This window comes from Pseudomonas sp. NMI542_15 (assembly GCF_021283425.1).
In the GTDB taxonomy this organism is placed as follows: domain Bacteria; phylum Pseudomonadota; class Gammaproteobacteria; order Pseudomonadales; family Pseudomonadaceae; genus Aquipseudomonas; species Aquipseudomonas fortuita.
In genome coordinates this window covers 17323-41027 of the sequence record NZ_JAJSRO010000034.1, presented here as the reverse complement: position 1 = coordinate 41027, position 23705 = coordinate 17323, and the positions used below count along the sequence as shown (strand labels likewise).

19 protein-coding genes are annotated in these 23705 nt (G+C 62.1%); 11 read left to right on the top strand and 8 right to left on the bottom strand.

The genetic code is table 11. The features are described from left to right. Nucleotides 1-539 (bottom strand): electron transfer flavoprotein subunit beta/FixA family protein (locus LU684_RS28740; protein ID WP_102689653.1); only part of this gene is annotated, 539 nt, incomplete at its 3' end. Between the two features lie 533 nt (nucleotides 540-1072). On the opposite strand from LU684_RS28740, the gene LU684_RS28735 reads away from it, so the two are divergent. After that, on the top strand, nucleotides 1073-2755 hold the full coding sequence (locus LU684_RS28735; protein ID WP_080641073.1) for an electron transfer flavoprotein-ubiquinone oxidoreductase: 1683 nt from the start codon (nucleotides 1073-1075) through the stop codon (nucleotides 2753-2755). A gap of 70 nt (nucleotides 2756-2825) precedes the next feature. Here LU684_RS28735 and LU684_RS28730 read toward each other — a convergent pair whose 3' ends face one another. From LU684_RS28730 to LU684_RS28715, 4 genes are all read right to left on the bottom strand, one after another. Then, entirely contained in the window at nucleotides 2826-3227 is a 402-nt protein-coding gene (locus LU684_RS28730) for a type II TA system antitoxin MqsA family protein (RefSeq protein ID WP_024717924.1), read from the bottom strand. A gap of 2 nt (nucleotides 3228-3229) precedes the next feature. Continuing rightward, nucleotides 3230-3526 carry a type II toxin-antitoxin system MqsR family toxin gene (locus LU684_RS28725; RefSeq protein ID WP_024717923.1) on the bottom strand — a complete coding sequence of 99 codons (297 nt, stop codon included), beginning with the start codon at nucleotides 3524-3526 and terminating at the stop codon, nucleotides 3230-3232. 94 nt (nucleotides 3527-3620) lie between these two features. Then, on the bottom strand, nucleotides 3621-4946 hold the full coding sequence (locus LU684_RS28720; RefSeq protein ID WP_016488294.1) for an MFS transporter: 1326 nt from the start codon (nucleotides 4944-4946) through the stop codon (nucleotides 3621-3623). Nucleotides 4947-5018: 72 nt separating this feature from the next. Next, nucleotides 5019-5498, bottom strand: a complete 480-nt coding sequence (locus LU684_RS28715; RefSeq protein WP_023048065.1) for a hypothetical protein — start codon at nucleotides 5496-5498, stop codon at nucleotides 5019-5021. 299 nt (nucleotides 5499-5797) lie between these two features. On the opposite strand from LU684_RS28715, the gene azu reads away from it, so the two are divergent. After that, nucleotides 5798-6259, top strand: a complete 462-nt coding sequence (gene azu / locus LU684_RS28710) for an azurin (RefSeq protein ID WP_023048064.1) — start codon at nucleotides 5798-5800, stop codon at nucleotides 6257-6259. A 37-nt stretch (nucleotides 6260-6296) separates the two neighbouring features. Here azu and LU684_RS28705 read toward each other — a convergent pair whose 3' ends face one another. Continuing rightward, nucleotides 6297-6797, bottom strand: coding sequence for a sigma-70 family RNA polymerase sigma factor (locus LU684_RS28705; protein ID WP_016488297.1), 501 nt, complete (start codon nucleotides 6795-6797; stop codon nucleotides 6297-6299). Nucleotides 6798-7027: 230 nt separating this feature from the next. Between LU684_RS28705 and LU684_RS28700 the strand changes: the two genes are divergently transcribed. The 3 genes from LU684_RS28700 to LU684_RS28690 are packed head-to-tail and all read left to right on the top strand — an operon-like array spanning nucleotide 7028 to nucleotide 11593. Next, nucleotides 7028-8209, top strand: a complete 1182-nt coding sequence (locus tag LU684_RS28700) for an efflux RND transporter periplasmic adaptor subunit (RefSeq protein ID WP_031312009.1) — start codon at nucleotides 7028-7030, stop codon at nucleotides 8207-8209. Between the two features lies 1 nt (nucleotide 8210). Then, the gene (locus LU684_RS28695; protein ID WP_016488299.1) at nucleotides 8211-10178 is read left to right on the top strand and encodes a MacB family efflux pump subunit; all 1968 of its coding nucleotides are present in this window, start codon (nucleotides 8211-8213) and stop codon (nucleotides 10176-10178) included. Further along, entirely contained in the window at nucleotides 10175-11593 is a 1419-nt protein-coding gene (locus tag LU684_RS28690; protein WP_016488300.1) for an efflux transporter outer membrane subunit, read from the top strand. The genes LU684_RS28695 and LU684_RS28690 overlap by 4 nt, the downstream gene beginning before the upstream one ends. 72 nt (nucleotides 11594-11665) lie before the next feature. On the opposite strand, the gene pvdP is transcribed toward LU684_RS28690, so the two are convergent. Then, on the bottom strand, nucleotides 11666-13276 hold the full coding sequence (pvdP, locus tag LU684_RS28685; protein WP_023048635.1) for a pyoverdine maturation tyrosinase PvdP: 1611 nt from the start codon (nucleotides 13274-13276) through the stop codon (nucleotides 11666-11668). Between the two features lie 146 nt (nucleotides 13277-13422). Between pvdP and LU684_RS28680 the strand changes: the two genes are divergently transcribed. From LU684_RS28680 to LU684_RS28655, 6 genes are all read left to right on the top strand, one after another. Then, nucleotides 13423-14799, top strand: coding sequence for a dipeptidase (locus LU684_RS28680; RefSeq protein ID WP_172901752.1), 1377 nt, complete (start codon nucleotides 13423-13425; stop codon nucleotides 14797-14799). Further along, the gene (pvdO, locus tag LU684_RS28675; RefSeq protein ID WP_016488303.1) at nucleotides 14796-15671 is read left to right on the top strand and encodes a dihydropyoverdine dehydrogenase; all 876 of its coding nucleotides are present in this window, start codon (nucleotides 14796-14798) and stop codon (nucleotides 15669-15671) included. Before LU684_RS28680 ends, pvdO begins: the two co-directional genes overlap by 4 nt. Nucleotides 15672-15692: 21 nt before the next feature. After that, nucleotides 15693-16787 (top strand): pyoverdine biosynthesis transaminase PtaA, encoded by a 1095-nt coding sequence (gene ptaA / locus LU684_RS28670; RefSeq protein ID WP_060519872.1) that lies wholly within the window; start codon nucleotides 15693-15695, stop codon nucleotides 16785-16787. Nucleotides 16788-17032: 245 nt separating this feature from the next. Continuing rightward, complete coding sequence (locus LU684_RS28665) at nucleotides 17033-18361, top strand: lysine N(6)-hydroxylase/L-ornithine N(5)-oxygenase family protein (RefSeq protein WP_232895299.1); 1329 nt, start codon at nucleotides 17033-17035, stop codon at nucleotides 18359-18361. Between the two features lie 18 nt (nucleotides 18362-18379). Then, nucleotides 18380-20029, top strand: a complete 1650-nt coding sequence (locus LU684_RS28660; protein ID WP_016488306.1) for a cyclic peptide export ABC transporter — start codon at nucleotides 18380-18382, stop codon at nucleotides 20027-20029. A gap of 118 nt (nucleotides 20030-20147) precedes the next feature. Beyond that, the gene (locus LU684_RS28655; protein ID WP_232895298.1) at nucleotides 20148-22574 is read left to right on the top strand and encodes a TonB-dependent siderophore receptor; all 2427 of its coding nucleotides are present in this window, start codon (nucleotides 20148-20150) and stop codon (nucleotides 22572-22574) included. A gap of 153 nt (nucleotides 22575-22727) precedes the next feature. On the opposite strand, the gene LU684_RS28650 is transcribed toward LU684_RS28655, so the two are convergent. After that, nucleotides 22728-23690, bottom strand: coding sequence for an alpha/beta hydrolase (locus LU684_RS28650; protein ID WP_024717920.1), 963 nt, complete (start codon nucleotides 23688-23690; stop codon nucleotides 22728-22730). Nucleotides 23691-23705: the final 15 nt, after the last annotated feature.

The window sequence follows — 23705 nt, the reverse complement described above, 5'->3', positions numbered from 1 at the left end:
AGGCGCAGGTCGGTGGTGACGATGGCTGGCAGGTTCAGCGATACGGTCTGCAGGCCGCCATCGATTTCACGGGTGACGTTCAGCTTGTCGCCAGCGACTTCGACCTTGGAGGCGAAGGTGCCCTGGGCGTAGCCGGTCAGCGCAGCCAGCATCTGGCCAGTCTGGTTGTTGTCGCTGTCGATGGCCTGCTTGCCAAGGATGACCAGCTGCGGCTGCTCTTTGTCGACAACGGCTTTCAGCGCCTTGGCCACGGCCAGCGAATTCAGCTCATCGGCGGCTTCGACCAGGATGGCACGGTCGGCACCCAGGGCCAGCGCAGTACGCAGCTGCTCCTGGGCGGTGGTCGGGCCGACGGAAACGACGACGATCTCGGTCGCAACGCCTTTTTCCTTCAGGCGTACGGCCTCTTCCACGGCGATTTCGCAGAAGGGGTTCATGGACATCTTGACGTTAGCAAGGTCGACGCCGGAGTTGTCCGCCTTGACGCGAACCTTGACGTTGTAGTCGACCACTCGTTTGACAGCTACAAGAACCTTCATGGATTCCTCGTTACTCTCCGGTGAATAGATAGTCGCCTGGGGCTGAGCCCGGCGATGCGCGTGGGTACAAGGGCACCTCTAAAAACGTACCGGAGCGAGCAAACTTCACAGTGACCGAACAGTCTTGTCCGGACTCCTGAGACAAATACTCACGGGTCATTTTCTGTCGTGGCGTGTAAACTCCACTACAAACCGGCCAAAGGCCGCAAAACCCTGCTCCACACCTGGTCTTTAGAGGTGTACCTGCGCCCGGCTGCAAGCCTACGGCGAACGTAAAACCGCTCGTATCTTGACCGTAACACCCCATCCGGTCAATACGGCAAATCGGTCACCCTCCAGCCGCGTTCCTGTGATTTTACTGGCCTGCGGCAAATTCAAACAAACGTTTGTATTGGACCTGCCAAGTGGTGTAGATATAATGCGCGGCCAAGACAAAACGGTGTAGTCCGTCATTTGCGCAGCTACAGTTCCGCTCCCGTGATGAGCCACTGCGCGCAAGCACCCAATAAGACAAAGCAACAGCACGAGCCTTGATGAGTAGGAGAGAACCAGTGGAACGCGAATACATGGAATTCGACGTGGTCATCGTCGGCGCCGGCCCGGCAGGCCTGTCCGCCGCCTGCCGCCTGAAGCAGAAGGCCGCCGAAGCCGGTAGCGAAATCAGCGTCTGCGTGGTGGAAAAAGGCTCTGAAGTCGGCGCCCACATCCTCTCTGGCGCGGTGTTCGAACCCCGCGCCCTGAACGAACTGTTCCCGGACTGGAAAGCACTCGGCGCACCGCTCAATACCGAAGTGAAGCGCGACGACATCTATGTGCTCAAGGATGCCGGCAGCGCCACCAAGGTGCCTGACCTGTTCGTGCCCAAAACCATGCACAACCATGGCAACTACATCATCTCGCTGGGCAACCTGTGCCGCTGGCTGGCCCAGCAGGCCGAGAACCTGGGCGTGGAAATCTACCCGGGCTTCGCCGCCCAGGAAGCGCTGTTCGACGACAACGGCGTAGTCCGCGGCATCGTCACCGGCGACCTGGGTGTCGACCGCGAAGGCAACCCGAAGGACGGCCTGTACACCCCGGGCATGGAACTGCGCGCCAAGTACACCCTGTTTGCCGAAGGCTGCCGCGGCCATATCGGCAAGCAGCTGATCAAGCGCTTCAACCTCGACAGCGAGTCCGACGTCCAGCACTACGGCATCGGCCTGAAGGAAATCTGGGAGATCGACCCGGCCAAACACGAGCAGGGCCTGGTGGTTCACACCGCCGGCTGGCCGCTGGATGTGGTCGCCAAGGACAACACCGGTGGATCGTTCCTCTATCACCTGGAAAACAACCAGGTGGTGGTTGGCCTGATCGTCGACCTGTCCTACGCCAACCCGTACCTGTCGCCATTCGACGAATTCCAGCGCCTCAAGCACCACCCGGTGATCAGCCAGTACCTCGAAGGCGGCAAGCGCATCAGCTACGGTGCCCGTGCCCTGGCCAAGGGCGGTATCAACTCGCTGCCGAAAATGGTCTTCAAGGGTGGCGCACTGATCGGTTGCGACCTGGGCACCATGAACGTGGCCAAGATCAAGGGCAGCCACACCGCCATGAAGTCCGGCATGCTCGCCGCCGAAGCGGTGGCCGACGCCCTGATCGCCGGCAGCGAAGGCGGTGACCAGCTGAACAGCTACGTCAGCGCCTTCAAGGCCAGCTGGCTGCACGAAGAACTGTTCGCCAGCCGCAACTTCGGCCCTGCCATGCACAAGTTCGGCCCGCTGCTGGGCGCCGCGTTCAACTATGTGGACCAGAACTGGTTCGGCGGCAAGCTGCCGTTCACCCTGCACGATACCAAGCCGGACTACGCCTGCCTCAAGCTGGCCGCCGACTCGAAAAAGATCGACTACCCGAAACCGGACGGCAAGCTCAGCTTCGACAAGCTCAGCTCGGTATTCCTCTCCAGCACCAACCACGAAGAGGAACAGCCCTGCCACCTGAAGCTGACCGACCCGAGCATCCCGATCGCCAGCAACCTGCCGCTGTACGACGAGCCGGCCCAGCGCTACTGCCCGGCGGGCGTGTACGAAGTGGTCACCCAGGAAGACGGCAACAAGCGCTTCCAGATCAACGCGCAGAACTGCGTGCACTGCAAGACCTGCGACATCAAGGACCCGGCCCAGAACATCACCTGGGTTACCCCTGAAGGCGCTGGCGGGCCGAACTACCCGAACATGTAAGGCCCTGCCCTTGCCGTAACAAAAAGCCCCCGGTTCTCATGAGCCGGGGGCTTTTTGTTACGTGCCAAAATCAGGCAGTACGCACTTCCTCGAAGAGTTCTGGATGGCGATCCAGCAGCTTGAGCAGTTTCACCAACGCCACGGGTGGTGTGGTCTTGCCGTTTTCATAACGGGAGAACGCGTTGACGCCACCCCCGAAAATTTCCCCCGCTTCACGCTGGTCGAGGTCGAACTTACGGCGGATTGAAGCAATGAAGGAAGGATCCACAACAGCTGCGTTGACTTGACGCTCGAATGCCGTCATCAGGTTACTGACACGCATGGCTTCATCGTGGCTAAGTACACATTCACCACAGGCGCAACAGTAATCGCCACTTACGTCAGGGATGACGGTCGCCTCTCCTTTATAGCTATAGGGCATCCCCTGAACATCAGGTGCAAGCTCCGCACCGCCGCATACTGGACATCTCATGGTTACAACTCCTTGAAAGACACGATGAGCACGTCGTCTACCACGGACACTTTCAGATAAACGTACCCAAATGCTGTAAGCGGACGATAGACGTCCTGCCAAACGCGGTGATCCATATGGCTGGTCATGCTCTTGTAGAAATCACTACGCTCCAAACAGGAGATCACTTCAAGCATGCCCGGATAATCCATTCCCAGGGCTCTGGCGCCTCTCAGTGCAGCGCCTGTAGGGCTGATGCGCCTGGCAGCAGCCAAGACTTTTACCCTTTCCAACGGACAGTGAGGCGTTCTCTTTTCCATGAGAAATTAACCTTCCAGGTTAAATTTGGCCAATAGGTTATTCCAATAACCCCCGCCCGGAAGGATGACTCAAGGCCCCACGCGCGTTACCCGATCATTTGTCACCACACATGATCGCCATCGGCTCTGCCGCAAACGCCAATGGCTCACGGCGCCCGAAATACAGGGCCGTCAGCAACCCAACCATACCCATGATCAGACAAAACCCGACACACACCCACGGGCTCCACGGCATCAGCGCGATCAGCGCCAGCGGCGTGGTACTGGCCCACAGTGCGTAGGCCACGTTGTAGGTGAAGGAAATGCCCGACACCCGGATCTCGGCCGGGAACAGCCCGACCATCACCGACGGCACCACCCCCACCACACCGCAACTCAAACCCGCCAACGCGTAGGCCAGCCAGGTCATGCCCCACTGCCCATTCAGGCTGGCGTACAACGTGCCAATGCCCAGCGGCAGCAGCACGCTGTAGAGCATCAGCGCACGCCAGGCGCCCACGCGGTCAACCAGCAAGCCGGCCAGCACGCAGCCGATATTGAGGAAGACAATCCCCACGCTGCTGAGGGCAAAGGTGTGCCCGGCGCTCATGCCGAAGCGCTGCTGCATCACCGTTGGGGTGATTACCACCAGCACCACCACGGCAGAAGTCAGCACACAGGTCAGCAACGCCGCCGGGATCAGCGCCCGGCGGTGTTCGCCCAGTACCCTTCGCAGCGGGAACTTCACCGGTTGCTCCTGGCGCGCGCGCAGGGCCAGGAACACCGGCGTTTCGCTGAGCCAGCGGCGCAGCCACACGCCAATCACACCAAACACCCCACCGAGCAGGAACGGGTAGCGCCAGGCGTAGTCGAGGATCTCCTGCGGTGTGAACACTTGCGCCAGCAAGGTCGCGGTCAGCGCCCCCAGCAGGTAGCCGAAGGTCAGCCCGGCCTGCAGGAAGCCCAAGGCGTAACCGCGCCGCCCGGTGGGCGCATGTTCGGCGACGAAGGTCCAGGCACTCGGCACTTCGCCCCCCACCGCCGCGCCCTGCAGGATGCGCAAGGCCAGCAGGATCAGCGGCGCGGCATAACCGATGTCGGCATAGGTCGGCATTACCCCGATCAACAGGCATGGCAAGGCCATCATCAGAATACTCAGGCTGAAGACCCGCTTGCGCCCCAGGTGGTCCGCGAAGTGCGCCATCAGGATGCCGCCCAGCGGCCGCGCCAGGTACCCGGTGACGAAGATGCCGAAGCTTTGCAGCAGGCGCAGCCACTCCGGCATTTCGGGCGGGAAGAACAACTGGCTGAGGGTAAGCGCAAAGAACACGAAAATGATGAAGTCGTAGATTTCCAGCGCGCCGCCCAACGCAGCCAGGCCCAAGGTCCGGTGATCGCCGCGGCTGAACCGGGGCGGGCGAGCGGTATCGATGGCAGTCATGGCAGGGTCCGCAAATCGGCAAAGGGCAAGAGGATAACAAATAGCGGCCCCGTTGCCCTGCCCGCTGCGCCGCTAGCGGTTGAACACCGTGTGCGCGAAGTTGGCCCGCGGCCGTGGCCGCACCGTAGCAGCCGGCATGCCACTCGGCAGCGGCAATTTGCCGACCAGCAGTGGCGCGTCGATGATCGCCATGAACGACTCCAGCGCCTCGTTATCTGGCACGTGCGGCAGGCTCAGGCTGACCGCCTGGCGTTCGGTCGCCGGTACTGAAGGCACCCTCAATTGACTGGAGTGGTAAAGCAGGGCGTGCTGGATTTGCGTGCTGACCCGGCAGAAGCGCTCAAGGTCAACCCCTGCATGGTTTGCCAGCTCGATATTGCCCAGCAACAGATGAAAGGGCTGCAAGGCGCAATGCACCAGACGCTGCAGCTCCTCGAAGCTCTCCACGGGGGCTATCCGGTAATAGCCCAGGCCATTGAGCAACCGTTCCAGCTGCAGCCGCTGGCATGGGTGGGCGTCGGCGATGAGGATGCGCAGGGTCTTGTTTGCCATGGTGGGACCTGGGCAGTTGGGTAATGGGTACGCTCCATGACCGTACTGCGCCAGTAACGGCTACTGCCAAGGTCACGCCTGGCAGCGGTCTTCTTTGATAGAAGTCGGTAAACCCGCATAAATCAAGTGATTGACTGACGGAATTTGCATTTGCCTTTAACCCGGCAAGCAGGATTACCACCCGTGCTCCCCCCGGCAAAGCGAGCGGCTAGCGCCCGCCCTAAACCCTGACGTCCGGGCTTCGTATAAAAAAGGCGCATGCCCCAAGGCATTGCCTCTTACATTTTCGGAGTACCCAGATGTTTCGCCCTGCCCTCGCCTTTTTCGCCCTGAGCCTTTCCAGCGTCGCATGGTCCGCCGAGCCCTGCTCCGTGGACATTCGCAGTACCGACCAGATGACCTACGACCTGAAGACGATCACCGTGCCGCAGTCCTGCCAACGCTTCACGGTGAACCTGCAGCACACCGGCACGATGCCCAGGAACATCATGGGCCACAACTGGGTGCTAGCCAAAAAGGAAGACATAAAAGGCGTGACCACCGATGGCGCTGCAGCCGGTGAAGCCGATGACTATATCCAGCCGGGCGACCAGCGCGTGCTCGCCCATACCCGGTTAATCGGTGGCGGCGAAAAGGATTCGGTCACCTTCGACACCCGCGTGCTGCAGGCCGGCCAGGCGTACGCGTTCTTCTGCTCCTACCCTTTCCATTCGACAATGATGAAGGGCGCCCTGACATTCGGTGCACCGTCAGGCAACTGATGCGAACGCAACCCGCGCCGCGCAGCCGCGCGTGCGCTCAGGCCTCGGCCCACTCGCGCATGCGCAGGCGGCAATGTTTCATGGCGTTGACGATGTGTTTTTCCACCGTGGCCCTGGACAAACCCAGCCGCGTGGCGATCTCGCCATGCGACAGGCCTTCGAGCTTGCGGAGCAAAAAGCACTGCCGGCAGGTTTCGCTCAATTCGGCCACCGCACGTTGCAGCAACGCCAGGCGCTCTTCCTGCCGACAGACACCGTGCACGGGCGCGACAAAGAACCGCTCGTCGGTCTCCAGTACTTCCAAAGGCTCGGCGCGGCGGACTTTGCTGCGCCGATGGCCATCGGTGACCAGGTTCAGGGCCGTGCGATAAAGGAAAGCGCGCGGATGGGAGATCTGCGTGTCGTCACACCGCTCGAGTATCCGCAGATAGGCTTCCTGAGCGATATCCTCGGCAGCATGGCGGCTGCCGAGACGCGAACGAAGGTACCCGACCAGTTCACGATAGTATTGCTCGAGCAGTACACCCGAAGACGGCATCGAAGCGCTTTCCCTGTTTTCCGATGATGATATGACTGCAGTGCAGGCCAAGTAATGGCATTGCCGGCGCTTAAACTATAATAATTCTCATCAAGTTTAAAGACGCTGTTACATTTCCCCTGCCCGCAACGGGCGCTTCCCGCTAAATCCGTCCTTGGCGCTTTCGTTTAATCGGCAGCCTCCCTAGCTGCTCCTTGGTGACAGCGGCCCTCTCATGGTCGGAATACTGCATGATCCCTCAACGCCTTACTCGTCGCGCCGTCACACTCGTGCTTTGCCTGATCCCGCTGGCCGCACTCGCAGCCTGGCAATTGTTGCCCGGCGAAGCCGATAAGCGGCCTTTCGTCAGCGTCAGCCGTGGCAACATCGAAGCCAGCGTCACCGCTCTGGGCACCTTGCAACCCCGCCAGTACGTCGATGTCGGCGCGCAGGCCTCCGGCCAGATCCGTACCTTGCATGTCGAGGTAGGAGACACCGTCAAGCAAGGGCAGTTGCTGGTGGAAATCGACCCCGCAACGCAACAGGCCCGGCTGGATGCCGAGCGCTATGCCATCGAAACCCTGAAAGCGCAGGTCAAGGAGCAACGCGCCGAGCATGTCCTGGCCGAGCAGCAGTTGCGGCGTCAGCAGCGGATGGCCAACGACGGCGCCACGCGCGAGGAAGATGTGCAAACCGCCCAGGCGAAAGTGCTGACAACCCAGGCGCGGATTGACATGTACCAGGCACAGATTCTCCAGGCACAGGCCACGTTACGCAGCGCAGAAGCCGAGCTTGGCTATACGCGCATCTATGCTCCAATTGGCGGCACGGTGGTGGCGGTCGATGCACGCGAGGGGCAGACCTTGAACGCACAGCAGCGCACCCCGCTGATCCTGCGGATCGCCAAACTGTCGCCGATGACGGTTTGGGCCGAAGTCTCGGAAGCCGATATCGGCCAGGTCAAGACCGGCATGCAGGCCTACTTCACCACCTTGGGCAGTGGCGGCAGGCGCTGGACCGGCACCGTCAGGCAAATTTTGCCAATCCCGCCCAAGCCGCTGGATCAGCTCAGTCAAGGCGGGGGCAGCCCGGTTGCCGCCAGCGGTACAAGTGCCAACGGGACCGGGCGCGTGGTGCTCTACACCGTGCTGCTGGACGTCGACAACGATGACAATGCGCTGATGGCCGACATGACCGCACAGGTGTTCTTCGTCGCCGGAGCCGCCAAGGACGTATTGACCGTGCCCATCGCCGCACTGCAGGGACGCGGCCAGCGCGAGGGGCTGCAGACTGCCCACGTGCTGACCGGCAAGGGCGAAGTCCAGACGCGCCAGGTACGCACCGGGCTCAGCGACCGCCTGCGCGTGCAGGTACTCGAGGGCCTTGATGAAGGTGACAAGTTGCTGATCGGCCCTGTCGGCAGCGAGGGTTGACATGAACACTCCGCTGATAGAACTGGTCGGCATCCGTAAATCCTACGGTGGCGGTGACAGCCCTCAGGTCGATGTGTTGCGCGGCATTGACCTGAAGATCCATGCCGGAGAATTCATCGCCATCGTCGGCACCTCGGGTTCCGGCAAGTCGACCCTGATGAACATCCTGGGTTGCCTCGATCGCCCGAGCGCCGGAAGCTATCGCTTCGCCGGCCAGGATGTTGCCGGGCTGAACAATGACGAGCTGGCCTGGTTGCGCCGCGAGGCGTTCGGGTTCGTGTTTCAGGGCTACCACCTGATCCCCTCCGCCTCGGCGCAAGAGAACGTGGAGATGCCGGCAATCTACGCCGGGACCACCGCTGCCACGCGCGCCGAAAGGGCCCGGGCCCTGCTGCAACGCCTGGGCCTGGGTGAGCGCACCGGCAATCGCCCGCGCCAGCTTTCAGGTGGCCAGCAACAACGGGTATCCATCGCCCGGGCATTGATGAACGGCGGCCACATCATCCTCGCGGACGAGCCCACCGGTGCGCTGGACAGCCACAGTGGCACCGAGGTCATGCGCCTGCTGGATGAGCTGGCCGAGCAGGGCCATGTGGTGATTCTGATCACCCATGACCGCGATGTGGCCGCTCGTGCGCAGCGCATCATAGAGATCCGCGACGGCGAAGTGATCAGCGACAGTGGCGCCGGTCAGGCGCCGCCACAGGATCGCCAGGGCGCACTGCAGGCAGATGATCTGGCCCATCGCCTGGCCCGGGCCGACACCCAGCGCAGCCCTTGGCTGGGCGAAACCCGCGACGCGCTGCAGGCCGCCTGGCGGGTCATGTGGAGCAACCGTACACGCACCGCGCTGACCCTGCTGGGGATCATCATCGGCGTCGCGTCAGTGGTCGTGATGCTGGCGGTGGGCGAAGGCAGCAAGCGCCAGGTCATGGCCCAGATGGGCGCGTTCGGCTCGAACATCATGTTCATGAACGGCGCCTCTCCCGCTCCGCGCGCCCCACCCGGCGACGTTCGCCTCAGCGACGTACAGGCGCTGGCCGAGCTGCCCCAGGTGAAATCCATCATGCCGGCCATGACGCTGGAAGCGCAGGTGCGCTTCGGCAACCGCGATCTCGAATCGACCATAGGCGGCTATACGCCGGTGTTCCCGACCCTGATGAGCTGGCCCGTCAGCGAGGGCAGTTTCTTTACCGACAACGACCTGGCTACGGCTGCCGCCGTGGCCGTGATCGGCTCAGAAGTGCGCAGAAAGCTGTTCGTGGACGGCCAAGACCCGATCGGCCAATACATCCTCATCGAGAACGTGCCTTTCCAGGTGATCGGCGTGCTGGCCAGCAAAGGCTCCAGCGGCGCCAATCAGCGAAACGACCTGCGCATCGCAGTGCCGTACTCAGCGACTGCCATACGGCTGTCCGGCACACAGCACCCGGAATACGTGATCATCGGCGCCGCCGACAGCACCCAGGTGCATGAAGCCGAACGGGCGATACGCCAGTTGATGCTGAGACTGCACAATGGCATCGAAGATTTTGAGATCGACAACAGCGCGGCGATGATCCAGGCCGAAGCCGCGACGCGCAACGGGTTGTCCCTGATGCTGGGGGCCATTGCCGCCATTTCGCTGCTGGTGGGCGGAATCGGCGTGATGAACGTGATGCTCATGACCGTGCGCGAACGCACCCGCGAGATCGGTATACGGATCGCCACCGGTGCCCGGCAGCGCGACATCCTGCGCCAGTTTCTGACCGAGGCCGTTGTGCTTTCGCTCACCGGTGGCCTTATCGGCGTGTGCCTGGCGCTGCTGATCGGTGTGGTACTCAGCCTGGCCCAGGTGGCCGTGGCGTTTTCCGCCCTGGCGATGGTGGGTGCTTTCGCCTGCTCGGTAGCCACCGGCGTCATCTTCGGCTTCATGCCCGCGCGCAAGGCTGCCGCCCTCGACCCTGTCGCCGCTCTGACCAGTGAATGACCATGACCAGAACCCCGCTTTTTCTGCTGCCGCTGCTGACCCTGCTTGGCGCTTGCAGCCACCCACCCGCCCCCTTGGACAGCGGTATTGTTGCGCCCGCCAGCTGGCAAGGTCCGACTGGGGTCACGGCTGCCTCGGCGCAGTGGTGGACAACCTTCAACAGCGCTCAATTGAGCCAGCTCATCGAGCAGGCGCGCCACGGCAGCCATGACCTGCGCGCCGCCATGGCCAGGGTCAGGCAGGCTCGGGCCGACCTTCGCATTGCCGGTGGCCCTCTGCTGCCGAGCCTGGACGCCAGCGCCGACGCCTATCAGCAGCGCCTGCTGCGAGGCCAAGGGTACAGCGAACAGGACACCTCGAGCAGCAAACGGACTTACCGCTACTTCGACACGGCCCTGACGGCCAGCTACGAGCTGGACTTCTGGGGCGCAAATGCCGCTGCACGGGACAGTGCCCGGCTTGGCCTGCAAGCCACTGCATTTGACCGTGACACCCTCGAGCTGAGCCTGACGAGCAGTGTTGCCGACACCTATCTGCGAGCCCTCGCCGCTCGCGAGCAGACCCACATCGCCACGCTCAACCTGGAAAACGCCGACAAGATCCTCAATGTGGTGCGCACGCGGTTTCAGGCTGGCTCGTCAACTGCCCTGGAGCTGGCCCAACAAGAGAGCCTGGTGGCCAATCAGCAACGACAGTTGCCGCTCTACCAGCAAGAAGCCCGCGATGCGCAGATCACCCTGGCAACCCTGCTCGGTGTGCCGGTGCAGGCACTTGAGCTTGCCGATCAGCCTTTCGATCAACTGCGCGGCCCGAGCATTGCCGCCGGCATTCCCAGCCAGCTGTTGACCCGTCGCCCGGACATTGCCAGCGCAGAGGCGCGCCTGGCAGCGGCTCAGGCGGATGTCAGCGTTGCACGGGCAGCCCTGTTCCCCACGGTAAGCCTGACGGCCAGCCTGGCCACCGGCGACAGAAAGGCCATCGACCTGCTGCACAACCCGGCGTTCAACCTCGGTGCCGGTCTGACGGCCCCCATTTTCAACAATGGCGCCTTGCGCGCTGCGCGTGATCGCGCCATCGCTCGCCAGGACGAGTTGCTCGATGCGTATCGCAGCGTACTGATAACCAGCTTCGGCGAAGTCGAGAAGGCACTGAACAGCGTGGACGGCCTGGACCGCCAGACTCGCTGGCAGAATGAGGCGCTTAGCCAGGCACAGCGCGCGTTCGACCTGGCCGAAAACCGCTATCGGGCCGGGGCCGAAGACCTGCTCAGCGTGCTGGAGGCGCAACGCAGCCTGTTTGCAGCACAGGCCGAGCGGGTACGCCTGCGTGAGGCGCGGCTGCAGGCCAGTGTTGCGCTTTACAAGGCATTGGGCGGGGGGTGGACAGGCACGGATGCGCTGATGACGGTGAGGTAGTTCGTCACGCTATCTTCAGTGCCTGTGAGCCCGCGCTCACAGGCACTGAAGATCCGATGCCGGGCACCCGCGCTACAACCCGTCACGCCGCGGGCCAGGTGCAAGATGGCGAGCATACCAGGGCCGCTGTGGCACCCTGCCAGACAGGCGATCGGCGTCTTCTTCCGGGCTGAAAATGACCTGCAAGGCCAGCTTCATGGTCTCGATGTCCAGTTTCCCGGTGCCGCCTCCATTGCCCAGCCCCCAGGCACCGCAACCGTCACGGGTGGGCCCTAGCCAAGGCTCGGCCACACGCACCCAGCGCCCCGGCGCAAACCACGGAACACCCTCGATCATTCGCGGCTTCACTTCCCCCGGGTGCGCCTGCTGGTGGGCCAGGTACCAGTCGTTCAGACGGTCGTCGATCCAGCCATGAAACGCCCAGAACACCGGGTTCACGTGGGATGAAAACGGATCGCCAAGGAAGTCGTTCTCGGCGCGAAACCAACGTTCGGAAAAATCATAGTTGCGACGCCCGTAGGGCATCGGGTAATCCGAGTTCGGATCGCGCCCCAGGGATGCCCAGCGCATGTGCAACCAATCGTGGACCCCCAACTCGATACGCGACCCCAACTCTCCCAGGCACAAGGTGCTGAGATATTCCGGGTCATGCAGCTGGGCTTCCCACAACTGGAAGTTGGCGTGCAGGCCCTGAGTGCTCTTCACGTAGTACAGCCACTGGCTGAAGGCATCATCGCCGGCCGCCTGCCAATTGGGCGGGACGCTGTAGCCGTCGCGGTTGTCGAGGTAATCGAAAAACGCCTGGGCGCCATGCCCGATCGAAGGACGTGCCGCGGGCAGGCTGGCCCAGGAACGCAGGTCCTGGACCTTACGTACCCCGTGCAGCATATGCCGATGCATGAACAGAAAATCCTCGCCGGAGCCGTTGCGATGGCGATCATGCCCGCGGGCGTTGCGCTCCTTGCCCAATGGGCCGACCTGCCAGCCCAGCGCACGCACCATCTGCCGTCGGGAATCATCGATGCGGTGCCAACGATCGCGGCTGGCATGCCACAGCTGATGATAGTAGCGGCGCTGCGGCGAAATCAGGTCCTCGTGCAGGGCCGCCACAAAAGGCAGCCGCTCACGCGCCAGCACAAACGGTCGACGGACCGCGACAAAACCCGCTTGCACACCGGAATGCCCCGCCTGCGTCCCTGCCAGACGCACTTGCCCACTCAGGGTGGCGCTGCCTCCGCCCTCGCTCCAGTCGCCCCATATCTCATCCAGCACGGCGTCGCAGTCATAGGCTTCGCCAGGGCCGGCAATTATCTTCAGGCGCACCGCTGGCAATCGGTCGGCAGCCAGCGGCCCGTAAACCTGCAAACCCCGGTCGCCATACGGCGCGGTACCCAGGTAGCCACGCAAGGCACGGGCACCCTGCCCGACGTCGAGCAACAGCTGCTGCGGCCCGGCCAGCACAGCCAGCGCCGGGTGATTGCCTGTCAGGCGCCAGTCCCAGATCCCGACCAGGCGTTCACCCAGCAGCGCATTGGGCAGGTCGTCGACCGGCACCGCAGGTTCGTCACTGCTCAGCTCCGCTTCCTGGGCCCGCTGCCATTCCTGCTGTGCGTAATAGCCGGCAGGCAGAGCTACACCGGCAGCCACCAGGCCTGCCAGGATCTTTCGACGTGACACTTTCATCCACTGTACTCATGACGTGACTACTGCTGCAAAAACGAATGGTTGAGGAAGCGATTTAGAGGGTTGCTAAATTCTCTTTGCCCCGGCTCGTTTCACCCAGCAAGTTCGAACGGCATGGGGCCGTCGTGCAGGCGATCGAGTACGCAATGAAGAAACCGGCTTTGTTTTCGCGCAGATGGCCATGGGCATTGGCACTTCTGCTCCTGCTCCTGATGGCCGCAGGCGCCTGGTGGTACTGGGTTTACCTTGCCAAGCACCCCTACAGCCGGGAAATCGAACAGCGAGCCAACGCCCTGCAGGCGCGCATCCCGGCCCTGGATGCGCACCTCGATGTGCCGCTGAGCTATGGCACCGATGGCGAGGAAGCAAACCGCGATGGCCCGACACAGTTCGATCTGGTGAAAGCCGCCAAAGGCCGCCTGAGCGGCGCTTCGATCGCGATCTGGTCATGGCCGGAATTCTGGAGTGGGCCCAACTGGCCACACCGCCCCACCCCAGGCTTCGAGGCCGCAATGGCCAACGAACTGGAAGTGCGCTACCGGATCATCACCAGCATCGCCAAGGATTTCCCTGCACAGGCCGGCATCGCCTACACCCCCGCTGACTTCCGCCGACTGGTCAGTGAAGGCAAGTTCGCCATCATCATCAGCATGCTCAATGCCGCGCCTTTGGGCGACGACATTGACAAACTGGACCACTGGGCCGCACGCGGCATGCGGGTATTCGGACCAGGCTACGTCGGTAACAACAGCTGGGTAGACTCGGCACGGCCCCTGCCTTTCCTGGGCGATTCGGTCGACCCGCTGGGCGGGCTTTCCGCGATTGGTCGGCGCGCCATCACCCGGCTCAACGACCTCGGCGTGGTCATCGACGTGTCGCAGATGTCCAGCCAGGCGCTGACCCAGGTCACCCAGCTTAGCCGAGCGCCGGTCATGGCCTCGCACACCGGCGTACAAGGCCTGATGGACATTCGCCGCAACCTCAGCGATGCCGACCTGGCACACATCAAGGCCACCGATGGGCTGGTCAATATCGTGGCCTACTCCCACTACCTCAAGCCGTTCTCGCGCCCGACCATCGAGAAGATGAACGCTTTGCGTGCCAGGCATGGCTTGCCCGACGTACAAAACCAGACCCAGATGGGCACCACCACCGACCCGGTGTTCTCGATCTGGTCAGAGAAGAAGTTCGGTGAATACCTCACACCGTTCTACGAAATCCTCGGCGCCGAGCCAGAGGCCACCCTGGCCGACTATGTCGACTCGATCGATTACGCGGTGAAGAAGATCGGTATCGACCATGTAGGCATCAGTTCCGATTTCAACGACGGCGGCGGTGTGGTCGGCTGGGAAAATGTCAGCCAGAGCCGCAATGTCACCGCCGAACTGATGCAGCGTGGCTATTCCGATGAAGACATCGCCAAGCTCTGGGGGGCCAACTTCCTGCGTGTTTGGGAAGCCGCCCAGAAAGCTGCCATGCCCACCCCACCTCCCATTGCCCACTACCCGCAAGGAACCCCATGAAACGGCTGACCTCACTGATTGCACTCGGTTGTCTCTCGCTGTCGCTCGATGCCCTCGCTGGCGCCCCGAGTGCACCGGGCAAGGTCTTCAAGGACTGCAAGGATTGCCCGGAAATGGTCGTGCTGCCCGCCGGCAGCTACGTGATGGGCACCCCCGATGACGAACTGGGCAAACAGGACGATGAAGGTCCGCTGCATACCGTAACATTCGCCAAGGCCTTCGCCATGAGTCGCTTCCACGTGACGGCCAGCCAATGGCAAGCCTATGCCAGGGACACCCACACCGTGCTGCCCGACGGCGACGATCGCCCGGGCCGTCTGTGCAAGAACGGCAAGCCCAGTTACCCGCAAGGGCCTACCCAGCCAGCGGTCTGCATGACCTGGGAGGAAGCGCGCGGCTATATTGGCTGGCTGGCGAAGAAAACCGGCAAGCCTTACCGCATGGTCAGCGAGGCCGAACGCGAATACGCAGGTCGCGCTGGCTCCACCGGTCCTTTCCCGTTCCCCTTCGATGAGGAAGGCGAGTATCAGATCAGCAAGCATGCCAACACTTACGGGCCACGGGATGGCTTCACCTACACGGCGCCGGTCGGCAGCTTCCCGGCCAACGCGTTCGGCATGTATGACATGCATGGCAACATCTACGAGTGGGTCGAAGACTGCTGGCACACCGATTATGTCGGTGCGCCCACCGATGGCAGCGCCTGGACCACAGGTGGCACCTGCACGCACCGGCAGATCCGCGGCAACGACTACCTGGAACCGCCCATCTTCTCCCGCTCGGGCAACCGCAACGAGCGCGAACCCGAAGTGCGCGGTGACTGGCTGGGCTTTCGGGTAGCCCGCGACCTCAAGGACGGCGAGCACAACTGACAACCTACAGGGAGAGTGACCATGTCCGCTTTGAGCAGACGCCGTTTCGTAGCGGCAGCCACCTTGACCGGCCTCGTACCCGCCATGCCCGCCTGGGCGGCGGGCGCAGCGGGCGATCCGACGGTGGACGATGACATCATCCGCCTGGACTACAACGAGAGCCCTTACGGCCCCTGCCCCTCGGCGCTCCAGGCAATGAGCCTGGGGATACGCCAGAGCGGGCATTACTTTCCGGAGCATGAATATCGCCTGATCGAGCTGTTCGCGCGGCAGCACAACGTGCCCGAAGACCATGTGGCAGTCTTCTGCGGCTCCCGCTCACCGTTGCAATATGCCCTGGCTCGCCACGCCGACAAGCGGGCCGTGGTCACCGCCGCGCCGACCTATGACTCCGTGGCCAATGGCGCCAGAGCCGTCGGCGCGACCGTGCATGAAGTGCCGCTCGATGCCCGCCACGCCCATGACGTGCGCGGCATGCTTGCCGCCAACCCCCAGCCCGGGGTGTTGTACCTGTGCAATCCGAACAACCCCACCGGCACGCTGACGCCACGCGCCGACATCGAGCACCTGGTCAGCCACAAGCCGGCAGGCAGCCTGGCCATCATCGATGAGGCGTACATCCACTTTTGCGACGCCCCTTCCTGCCTGGATCTGGCGGTCAGCCATGACGATGTCCTGGTGTTGAGGACATTCTCCAAGCTCTATGGCATGGCCGGTGCCCGCCTGGGGCTGGCGATCGGCAAACCGGCGTTGCTGCACGACCTGCAACGCCTGAACGGCTACAACTTCGTGCCGCTTGCCGCCGCCATGGGCGGTATCGCCAGCCTGCAACAAGGCGACCTGGTCAGCGAACGCAAACGCATCAATCGCCACATTCTTCTGACCACTACCGACGCCCTGCAAAAGGCCGGTTACCGCTGCACCGACGCACACGCCAACTGTTTCATGGTGGCCCTTGGCCGACCTGCCAAACCCGTGATCGAAGCACTTGCACAACGCCGGGTCCGGGTTGGACGGGTATTCGAGGCGTGGCCGCAGTGGATGCGCGTCAGTGTCGGCACGGCGGAGCAAATGCAAGCCTTTCTGAAGGCGTTCTTCGACGTCATGCAACGCTAGGCTGCGCTGCGCCTACCCGCATCTACCCTGAGCCACGAACCCCGGCGGGCGCCTGGCGCAGCATGCCTGCGGGGTTTTCGTGCGCCAGCGCGCAGCGTATGCCCCTCCTCGGATCACAACTTCTGCGTCTCTGCGAACACCTGCGTGGGGTGCATGCCCGGCTGGTCGTGACCGGCTAAATCCAGCCTCTGCGGCTTCGTTTAACACCTACTCACCGCTCACCAGCAACAGCAGGAGTCAACGACATGAGCGCCTCAACTCTCCACGACCTGATCGGCGTAGGCTTCGGCCCGTCCAACCTGGCCCTGGCCATCGCCCTGCAGGAGCTTTCCCAGAGCAATGGCAAGCCCATTGACGCCTTGTTCATGGACAAGCAGGAGCACTATCGCTGGCATGGGGATACCTTGTCCTCGCAGAGCGAACTGCAGATCTCGTTCCTCAAGGACCTGGTTTCGCTGCGCAACCCCACCAGCCCCTACAGCTTCGTCAACTACCTCAAGCAGCAGGGCCGCCTGGTCGACTTCGTCAACCTCGGCACCTTTTACCCGTGCCCGCTGGAGTACAACGACTATCTGGGCTGGGTCGCCGAGCAGTTCGCCGAGCAGGCACTGTATGGCGAAGATGTGTTGCGCATCGAGCCCGAACTCGATAATGGGGTCATTCATCACCTCAGGCTGATCTCGCGCAATGCACAAGGCATGCAGCGCACCCGCCGCACGCGTTCGGTGGTGATCAGTACCGGTGGCTCACCGAAGATTCCAGCCATGTTCGCCCCGCTGCGCAACAATGCCCGGGTTTTTCATCATTCCCGCTACCTCACCGGCATGCAGCACCTGGCCTGCAGCGAAGGCAAGCCGATGCGTATCGCGATCATCGGTTCCGGGCAGAGTGCCGCCGAAGCGTTCATCGACCTCAACGACAGCTTTCCTTCGGTGCGGGCTGAAATGATCCTGCGCAGCTCAGCCCTCAAGCCCGCCGACGACTCGCCTTTCGTCAACGAAATTTTCGCCCCTGCGTACACCGACCTGGTTTTCCAGCAAGCACCGCAAGACCGCGAAAAGTTGATCGGCGAATACCATAACACCAACTACTCGGTCGTCGACCTGGGGCTGATCGAGCGCATTTATGCCGTGCTGTACCGGCAGAAGATCACCCGTCAGCCCCGCCACGCGGTGCTCTGCCGTCAACACCTGGAAGCGGCAGTCGATGTCGAAGGGGGCATCGAACTGACCCTGCGCGACCTCGCCACCGGGCAACAGCAGACCCACCGCTACGATGCCGTGATACTGGCCACCGGCTACGAGCGCAACAGCCATCAGCACCTGCTCGAACCGCTTCTGCCTTACCTGCATGGCCTGGAAGTGGACCGTACCTATCGCGCCCTGGCCACCCCACAGCTCCAGGCGCCAGTCTTCCTGCAAGGCTTCTGCGAGGCCACCCACGGCTTGAGCGACACCTTGCTTTCAGTGCTGCCGATGCGCAGCGAAGAGATCGGAAAAGCGCTCTATGGCGCCCTGAACCTTTCCAGCAGCGCACACCAGGCGCAAACCAAACCCCTTGCCAGCGTCGGCTGATCAACTCAGGAGCCCATCATGTCCCAGTCCTCCCGCGGCGCCGTGCAGGATCTCTTCGCCCTGCTCAAGCCGTTCAAATATACCGTCGCGCTGTCCGTCATCCTGGGCATGGTCGGCGGCCTCAGCATCACCTTCCTGCTGGCCACCATCAACCGCGCCCTGCACGACGACAGCGGCCTGACCCAAGGCGTTGTCTGGGGTTTCGCCGGGCTTTGCCTGGTGGCCTTGGCCAGCTCGGTGTTTTCCGACATCGGTAGCAACCGGGTGGGCCAGAACATCATCGCCGCCTTGCGCAAGGAACTGGGCGAGAAGGTCCTGTCTGCCCCCATCGAACAGATCGAGCGCTATCGCAGCCATCGACTGATCCCCGTGCTGACGCACGACGTGGACACCATCAGCGATTTCGCTTTCGCTTTCGCGCCATTGGCGATCGCCCTGACCGTTACCTTGGGCTGCCTTGGCTATCTGGCATTGCTTTCCTGGCCGATGTTCCTGCTGATGCTGGCAGCGATCGCACTCGGTACCGTCGTGCAGTACATCGCCCGATCCAAGGGCATTCGAGGGTTTGTTGCGGCACGGGACGCCGAAGATGAACTGCAACGGCATTACAATGCGATCGCCGCCGGTGCCAAGGAGCTGCGCATCCACCGCGCGCGCCGCCAACGCATGTTCAGCCGCAATATCCAAGGCACAGCTGACCAGATACGCGATATCCAGATCCGCTCCATCAATACCTTCGTCATCGCCAAGACCTTCGGCTCGATGCTGTTCTTCGTGGTTATCGGCCTGGCCCTTGCCCTGCAATCCTTGTGGCCTAGCGGCGACAAGGCAGTAATGAGCGGCTTCGTGCTGGTACTGCTGTACATGAAAGGCCCGCTGGAATATCTGGTAGGCACGTTGCCCATCGTCAGCCGGGCTCAGATCGCCTTCCGCCGGATTGCCGAGTTGTCCGAACAGTTCTCCTCCCCCGAGCCGCACCTGCTGCTCGAAGACAAGGCCAGCCAGCTGCCCGTCTTGCGTACTCTCGAGTTGCATGACGTGCGTTTTGCCTTCCCTCCGGTCGACGGCAATGCGCCGTTTACCCTTGGGCCGGTGAACCTGCAGGTCAGCCAGGGCGATATCGTGTTCATCGTCGGTGAAAACGGCTGTGGCAAGACCACCCTGATCAAGCTGCTGCTAGGTCTGTATCCGCCGCAAAAAGGCGAGATACGCATCAACGACCAACCCATCACCGCGCTCAATCGCGACGATTACCGCCAGCTCTTCACCACTGTCTTTTCTGATTACTACCTGTTCGACGACCCCTTCCTGGGCGCGCAGCAGGTGCCGGAGAGCGCCGAGGTCTATCTCAAGCGGCTGGAAATTGCACACAAGGTCAGCATCCGCGACGGCAGTTTCACCACCACCGACCTCTCGACCGGGCAACGCAAGCGGCTGGCACTGATCAACGCCTGGCTCGAGGAGCGCCCGGTGCTGGTGTTCGACGAATGGGCAGCGGACCAGGACCCGACATTCCGGCGCATCTTCTATACCGAGCTGCTCCCCGAACTGAAGCGCCTGGGCAAGACCATCATCGTCATCAGCCATGATGACCGCTATTTCGATGTCGCCGACCAACTGGTGCGCATGGAGGCCGGTAGGGTGCTGGTCGAAACGTGCGTCGCCTGATGCAACAAAAGCGAAACATTTGCATTCCGGTTTGTCACCCATCGTGCGTCATACCCGTAGTCGACATAAAAACAGATCTGCCCAGCCTGCCCACTCAACATCTACAACGAGCACCGAAATGCCCACCCACCTTCGATTGAATCACTTGACCAGGGCGCTTGGCCTTCGACGCGCTTTCAATGCACAACTGCCAGCGCTGGCCCTCACCCTGGCGCTGCCCCTGGCGGCCCAGGCGCAAGATCAGCAACTGATTTTGAATATCCCGGCACAGCCACTGAGCTCGGCGCTGCAGAAGTTTGCAGAACTGACCGACGTGCAGGTGCTGTACGAGCCCGGTGCCGTGCAGAACCTTCGCTCGGGTGCGTTAAGCGGTCGTCACAGCCTGGATCAATCGGTGCGTATCTTGCTCGGGGAGAGTGGGCTGCGCTATCAGCTGCGCGACAACACATTGACCTTGCAGGCGAGCAACGAGGGTGACAGCGCAATGCTCCTCGATGCCACGAGCATCCAGTCCGCTGCCTTGGGTGCAACTACCGAAAACACAGGCTCATACACCACGGGTGTGACCAGCACGGCCACCAGGCTGGGGCTGTCACCCCGGGAGACGCCCCAATCGGTCAGCGTCGTCACCCGCCAACAGATGGACGACCAGAACATGCAGTCCCTGGAAGACGTGGCCATGGCCGCGACAGGGATCAATACCGTCAAGGGTTTCGGCACCGAGCGTCCACTGTATTACTCGCGAGGGTTCCAGGTGGACGACCTGCAGGTCGATGGCCTGCCGACCAGCGTGACTGAAAGCTTCTCGATGGACGTCATGTCGGTCAATAACATGGCCATGTATGATCGGGTCGAGATCGTGCGCGGCGCCAATGGCCTGCTGCAGGGGGCGGGCAGCCCGTCGGCAGCCATCAACATGGTGCGCAAGCGGCCTACCCGGAGCTATCAGCTCAAGGCCGAGATCGGCGCAGGTTCATGGGATAACTACCGCACCCAGCTGGATGTGGGCGGTCCGTTGAATGCCGAAGGGACACTGCGCGGTCGAACGGTACTGATGTACAACAACCGCAATAGCTACCAGGATTATGCCGGCAAGGAAAACCAGCTGTTCTATGCCATCGGCGAAGCTGACCTGAGTGACTCGACCACCTTGACCCTCGGTGGCTCGCTGCAGCAGGACAACAACAATGGTTACGACTGGGGTGGCCTGCCAACACACCAGGACGGCAGTTTCTACGACTTCTCCCGCTCGACCTCCCTGGCCGGCAAATGGGCCTATCTGGACAAGCTGAACCGCAACGTCTTCGCCGATATCAAGCATTCGTTCAACGAAGACTGGAACCTGACCGTCGCGACCAACCTCATCTGGTCCAATGCGGACTTTTTGGCACAGGTCGGTTATCACACCGGCGAGACCGACTCGTCGATGCAGTACTACCCCAACAGCGCCAGATACGATGACGAGCAGGTCAACCTGGATGCAGCGCTGAATGGCGCGTTCAACCTGATGGGCCAGAAGCATGAAGTGGTCGTGGGCACAAGCATGCGCCGCGATCGCCTGCAGTACGTGACCGGCTCGCCGAGCATCTACCCCAAGGTAGACGTCCTCGACTTCAATGCTTCGCAATTCCCCAAACCGGAAATAGTCGGCAACCTTACGCCAAGCCGCCACGTGCGCAAGGACAAAGGGATCTACGCGGCTACCCGTCTTAATCCTACCGACGACCTCCACGTAATCCTCGGCAGCCGCTTGAGCTGGGTCGATTACGATACCCAAGGACCTTGGGAAACCGATCGCTTCAAGGAAGACCGCAAGGTCATTCCGTATGGGGGCATCGTTTATGACATCACCGATCAGACCTCGGTCTACGCCAGTTACACTGAAATCTACAAACTGCAAAGCAACTACAGTGTCGACAACAAGCTGCTGGCCCCCACCACGGGCAGCAACTACGAGATCGGCCTCAAGAACGAGCTGTTCGACGGCAGGCTCAACACCTCTCTGGCACTGTTCCAGGTCGATCAGACTGGCCTGCCCCAGGTCGTGCCAGAAGCCGGTCGTGTGTGCGGACCGAACCGCGATGCACGTTGCTATACCGAAGGTGCCAAGGTGCGCAACCGCGGTTTCGATGCCGAAGTGTCAGGCGAGCTGATGCCTGGGTGGAATGCTTCGATGGGCTACACCTACAGCCATCCCAAGTACGTTGCCGGGGCCAACAAGGGCGACACCTACGGTACGGAAAACTCGCCCCAGCGACTGTTCAAGGCGGCTACCACCTACCAGCTGCCGGGTGCGCTGGACCAGTGGCGAGTGGGTACCAGCGTCTATCACCAGAGCAAGCTCTACCTGAACAACATCACCCAGAGCGCTTACAACCTGGTCGATCTCAATGCCAACTTTCGGGTCAACCAGAACGTTAGCGTGCAGTTGAACCTCAACAACGTGTTTGACGAGAAATACTACACTGCCATCTTCAGCGAAGACACCGGCAACTACTACGGCGCCCCACGCAATTTCGCGCTTACCCTGCGTTACGAAAACTGATCCCCCCCCTGCGCCAGCCACCGCCGAAGGTGGCTGGCGCCTTTCCCTCCTCTGTTCCTACACCACCTGTCTGCTTGATTCAGCAGGGCCCTGACGCGGGGCTCGCCAGGGCATTGCGCTCAGCGCGACCACAATGCCCTTGGGGCTGGAGGTCTATCGTGCCTTGGCGATAAGCGCAAGCAGACTGTCGACCAATCGCTTGTACACTGTCGAAACTTCTGCAGTCACTGACATCATGCGCAGCAGGTCGTGGGTCATGTCCTGCGCCAGGATGATTTCCACATCCACCCCGGATGCTTGCAATCGCTCAGCGTAGGCTTGCCCTTCATCCAGCAGCGGATCCAGGCCGGCCAGCAGGACGATGGCTGGAGCGACACCGCTCAGGCTTTCTGCGCGCAAGGGAGAGAAACGCCAGTCGTGACGATCCAGGTGTTCGCGTGCATAAAGGTCATAGAACCATTCGAGCGTTTCGTCTTCCAGCAGGTACCCCTCCCCAAACAGGGTGCGCGAGGCGTATTCGCCCCCCGCATCCGTGACCGGGTAACACAACAGTTGCCCGATCGGCCGTACCGCGGCCGCCAGGCCTTGCCTGGCGGCATGCAGGGCCAAGGTGGTGGCCAGGGTCGCGCCCACGCTGTCGCCCGCAAGGACGACGCGTTGCAGGTCCAGCCCCTGTGCCTGGGCGATGGAGGGCAGCGCTTCGAGCACATCCCAACCGTCCTCGAAAGCCGTTGGGAACCGGTGCTCAGGGGCCAGGCGATAGCCTACCGAAACCACCGCGCAGCCTGACCGTGCGCACAGCTCACGGCATACGCCATCATGTGAATCCAGGCTGCCGACGACAAAGCCACCGCCATGGTAATAAACCAGCACCGGCAGGGGCCGGCCATCGGCCTGCGCGGGTTTGTAAACACGCAACGGCAAAGCCGTACCATCGCGTGCGGTGCAGGTCAGCGAACCTAGCGCCAGGTCCTGCGGCGCTTGCCAGCGAAGACGCTGCGTGGCCAACTCGAAACGGGTGCGTGCCTGCACCGGACCCAGCCGATGCAAGGCCTGATCCTGTGGGTTCATTGCAACCATATCGAGAAACGCTTCCAGATCGTTATTCAACTTGATATTCCTTGAAAAAAC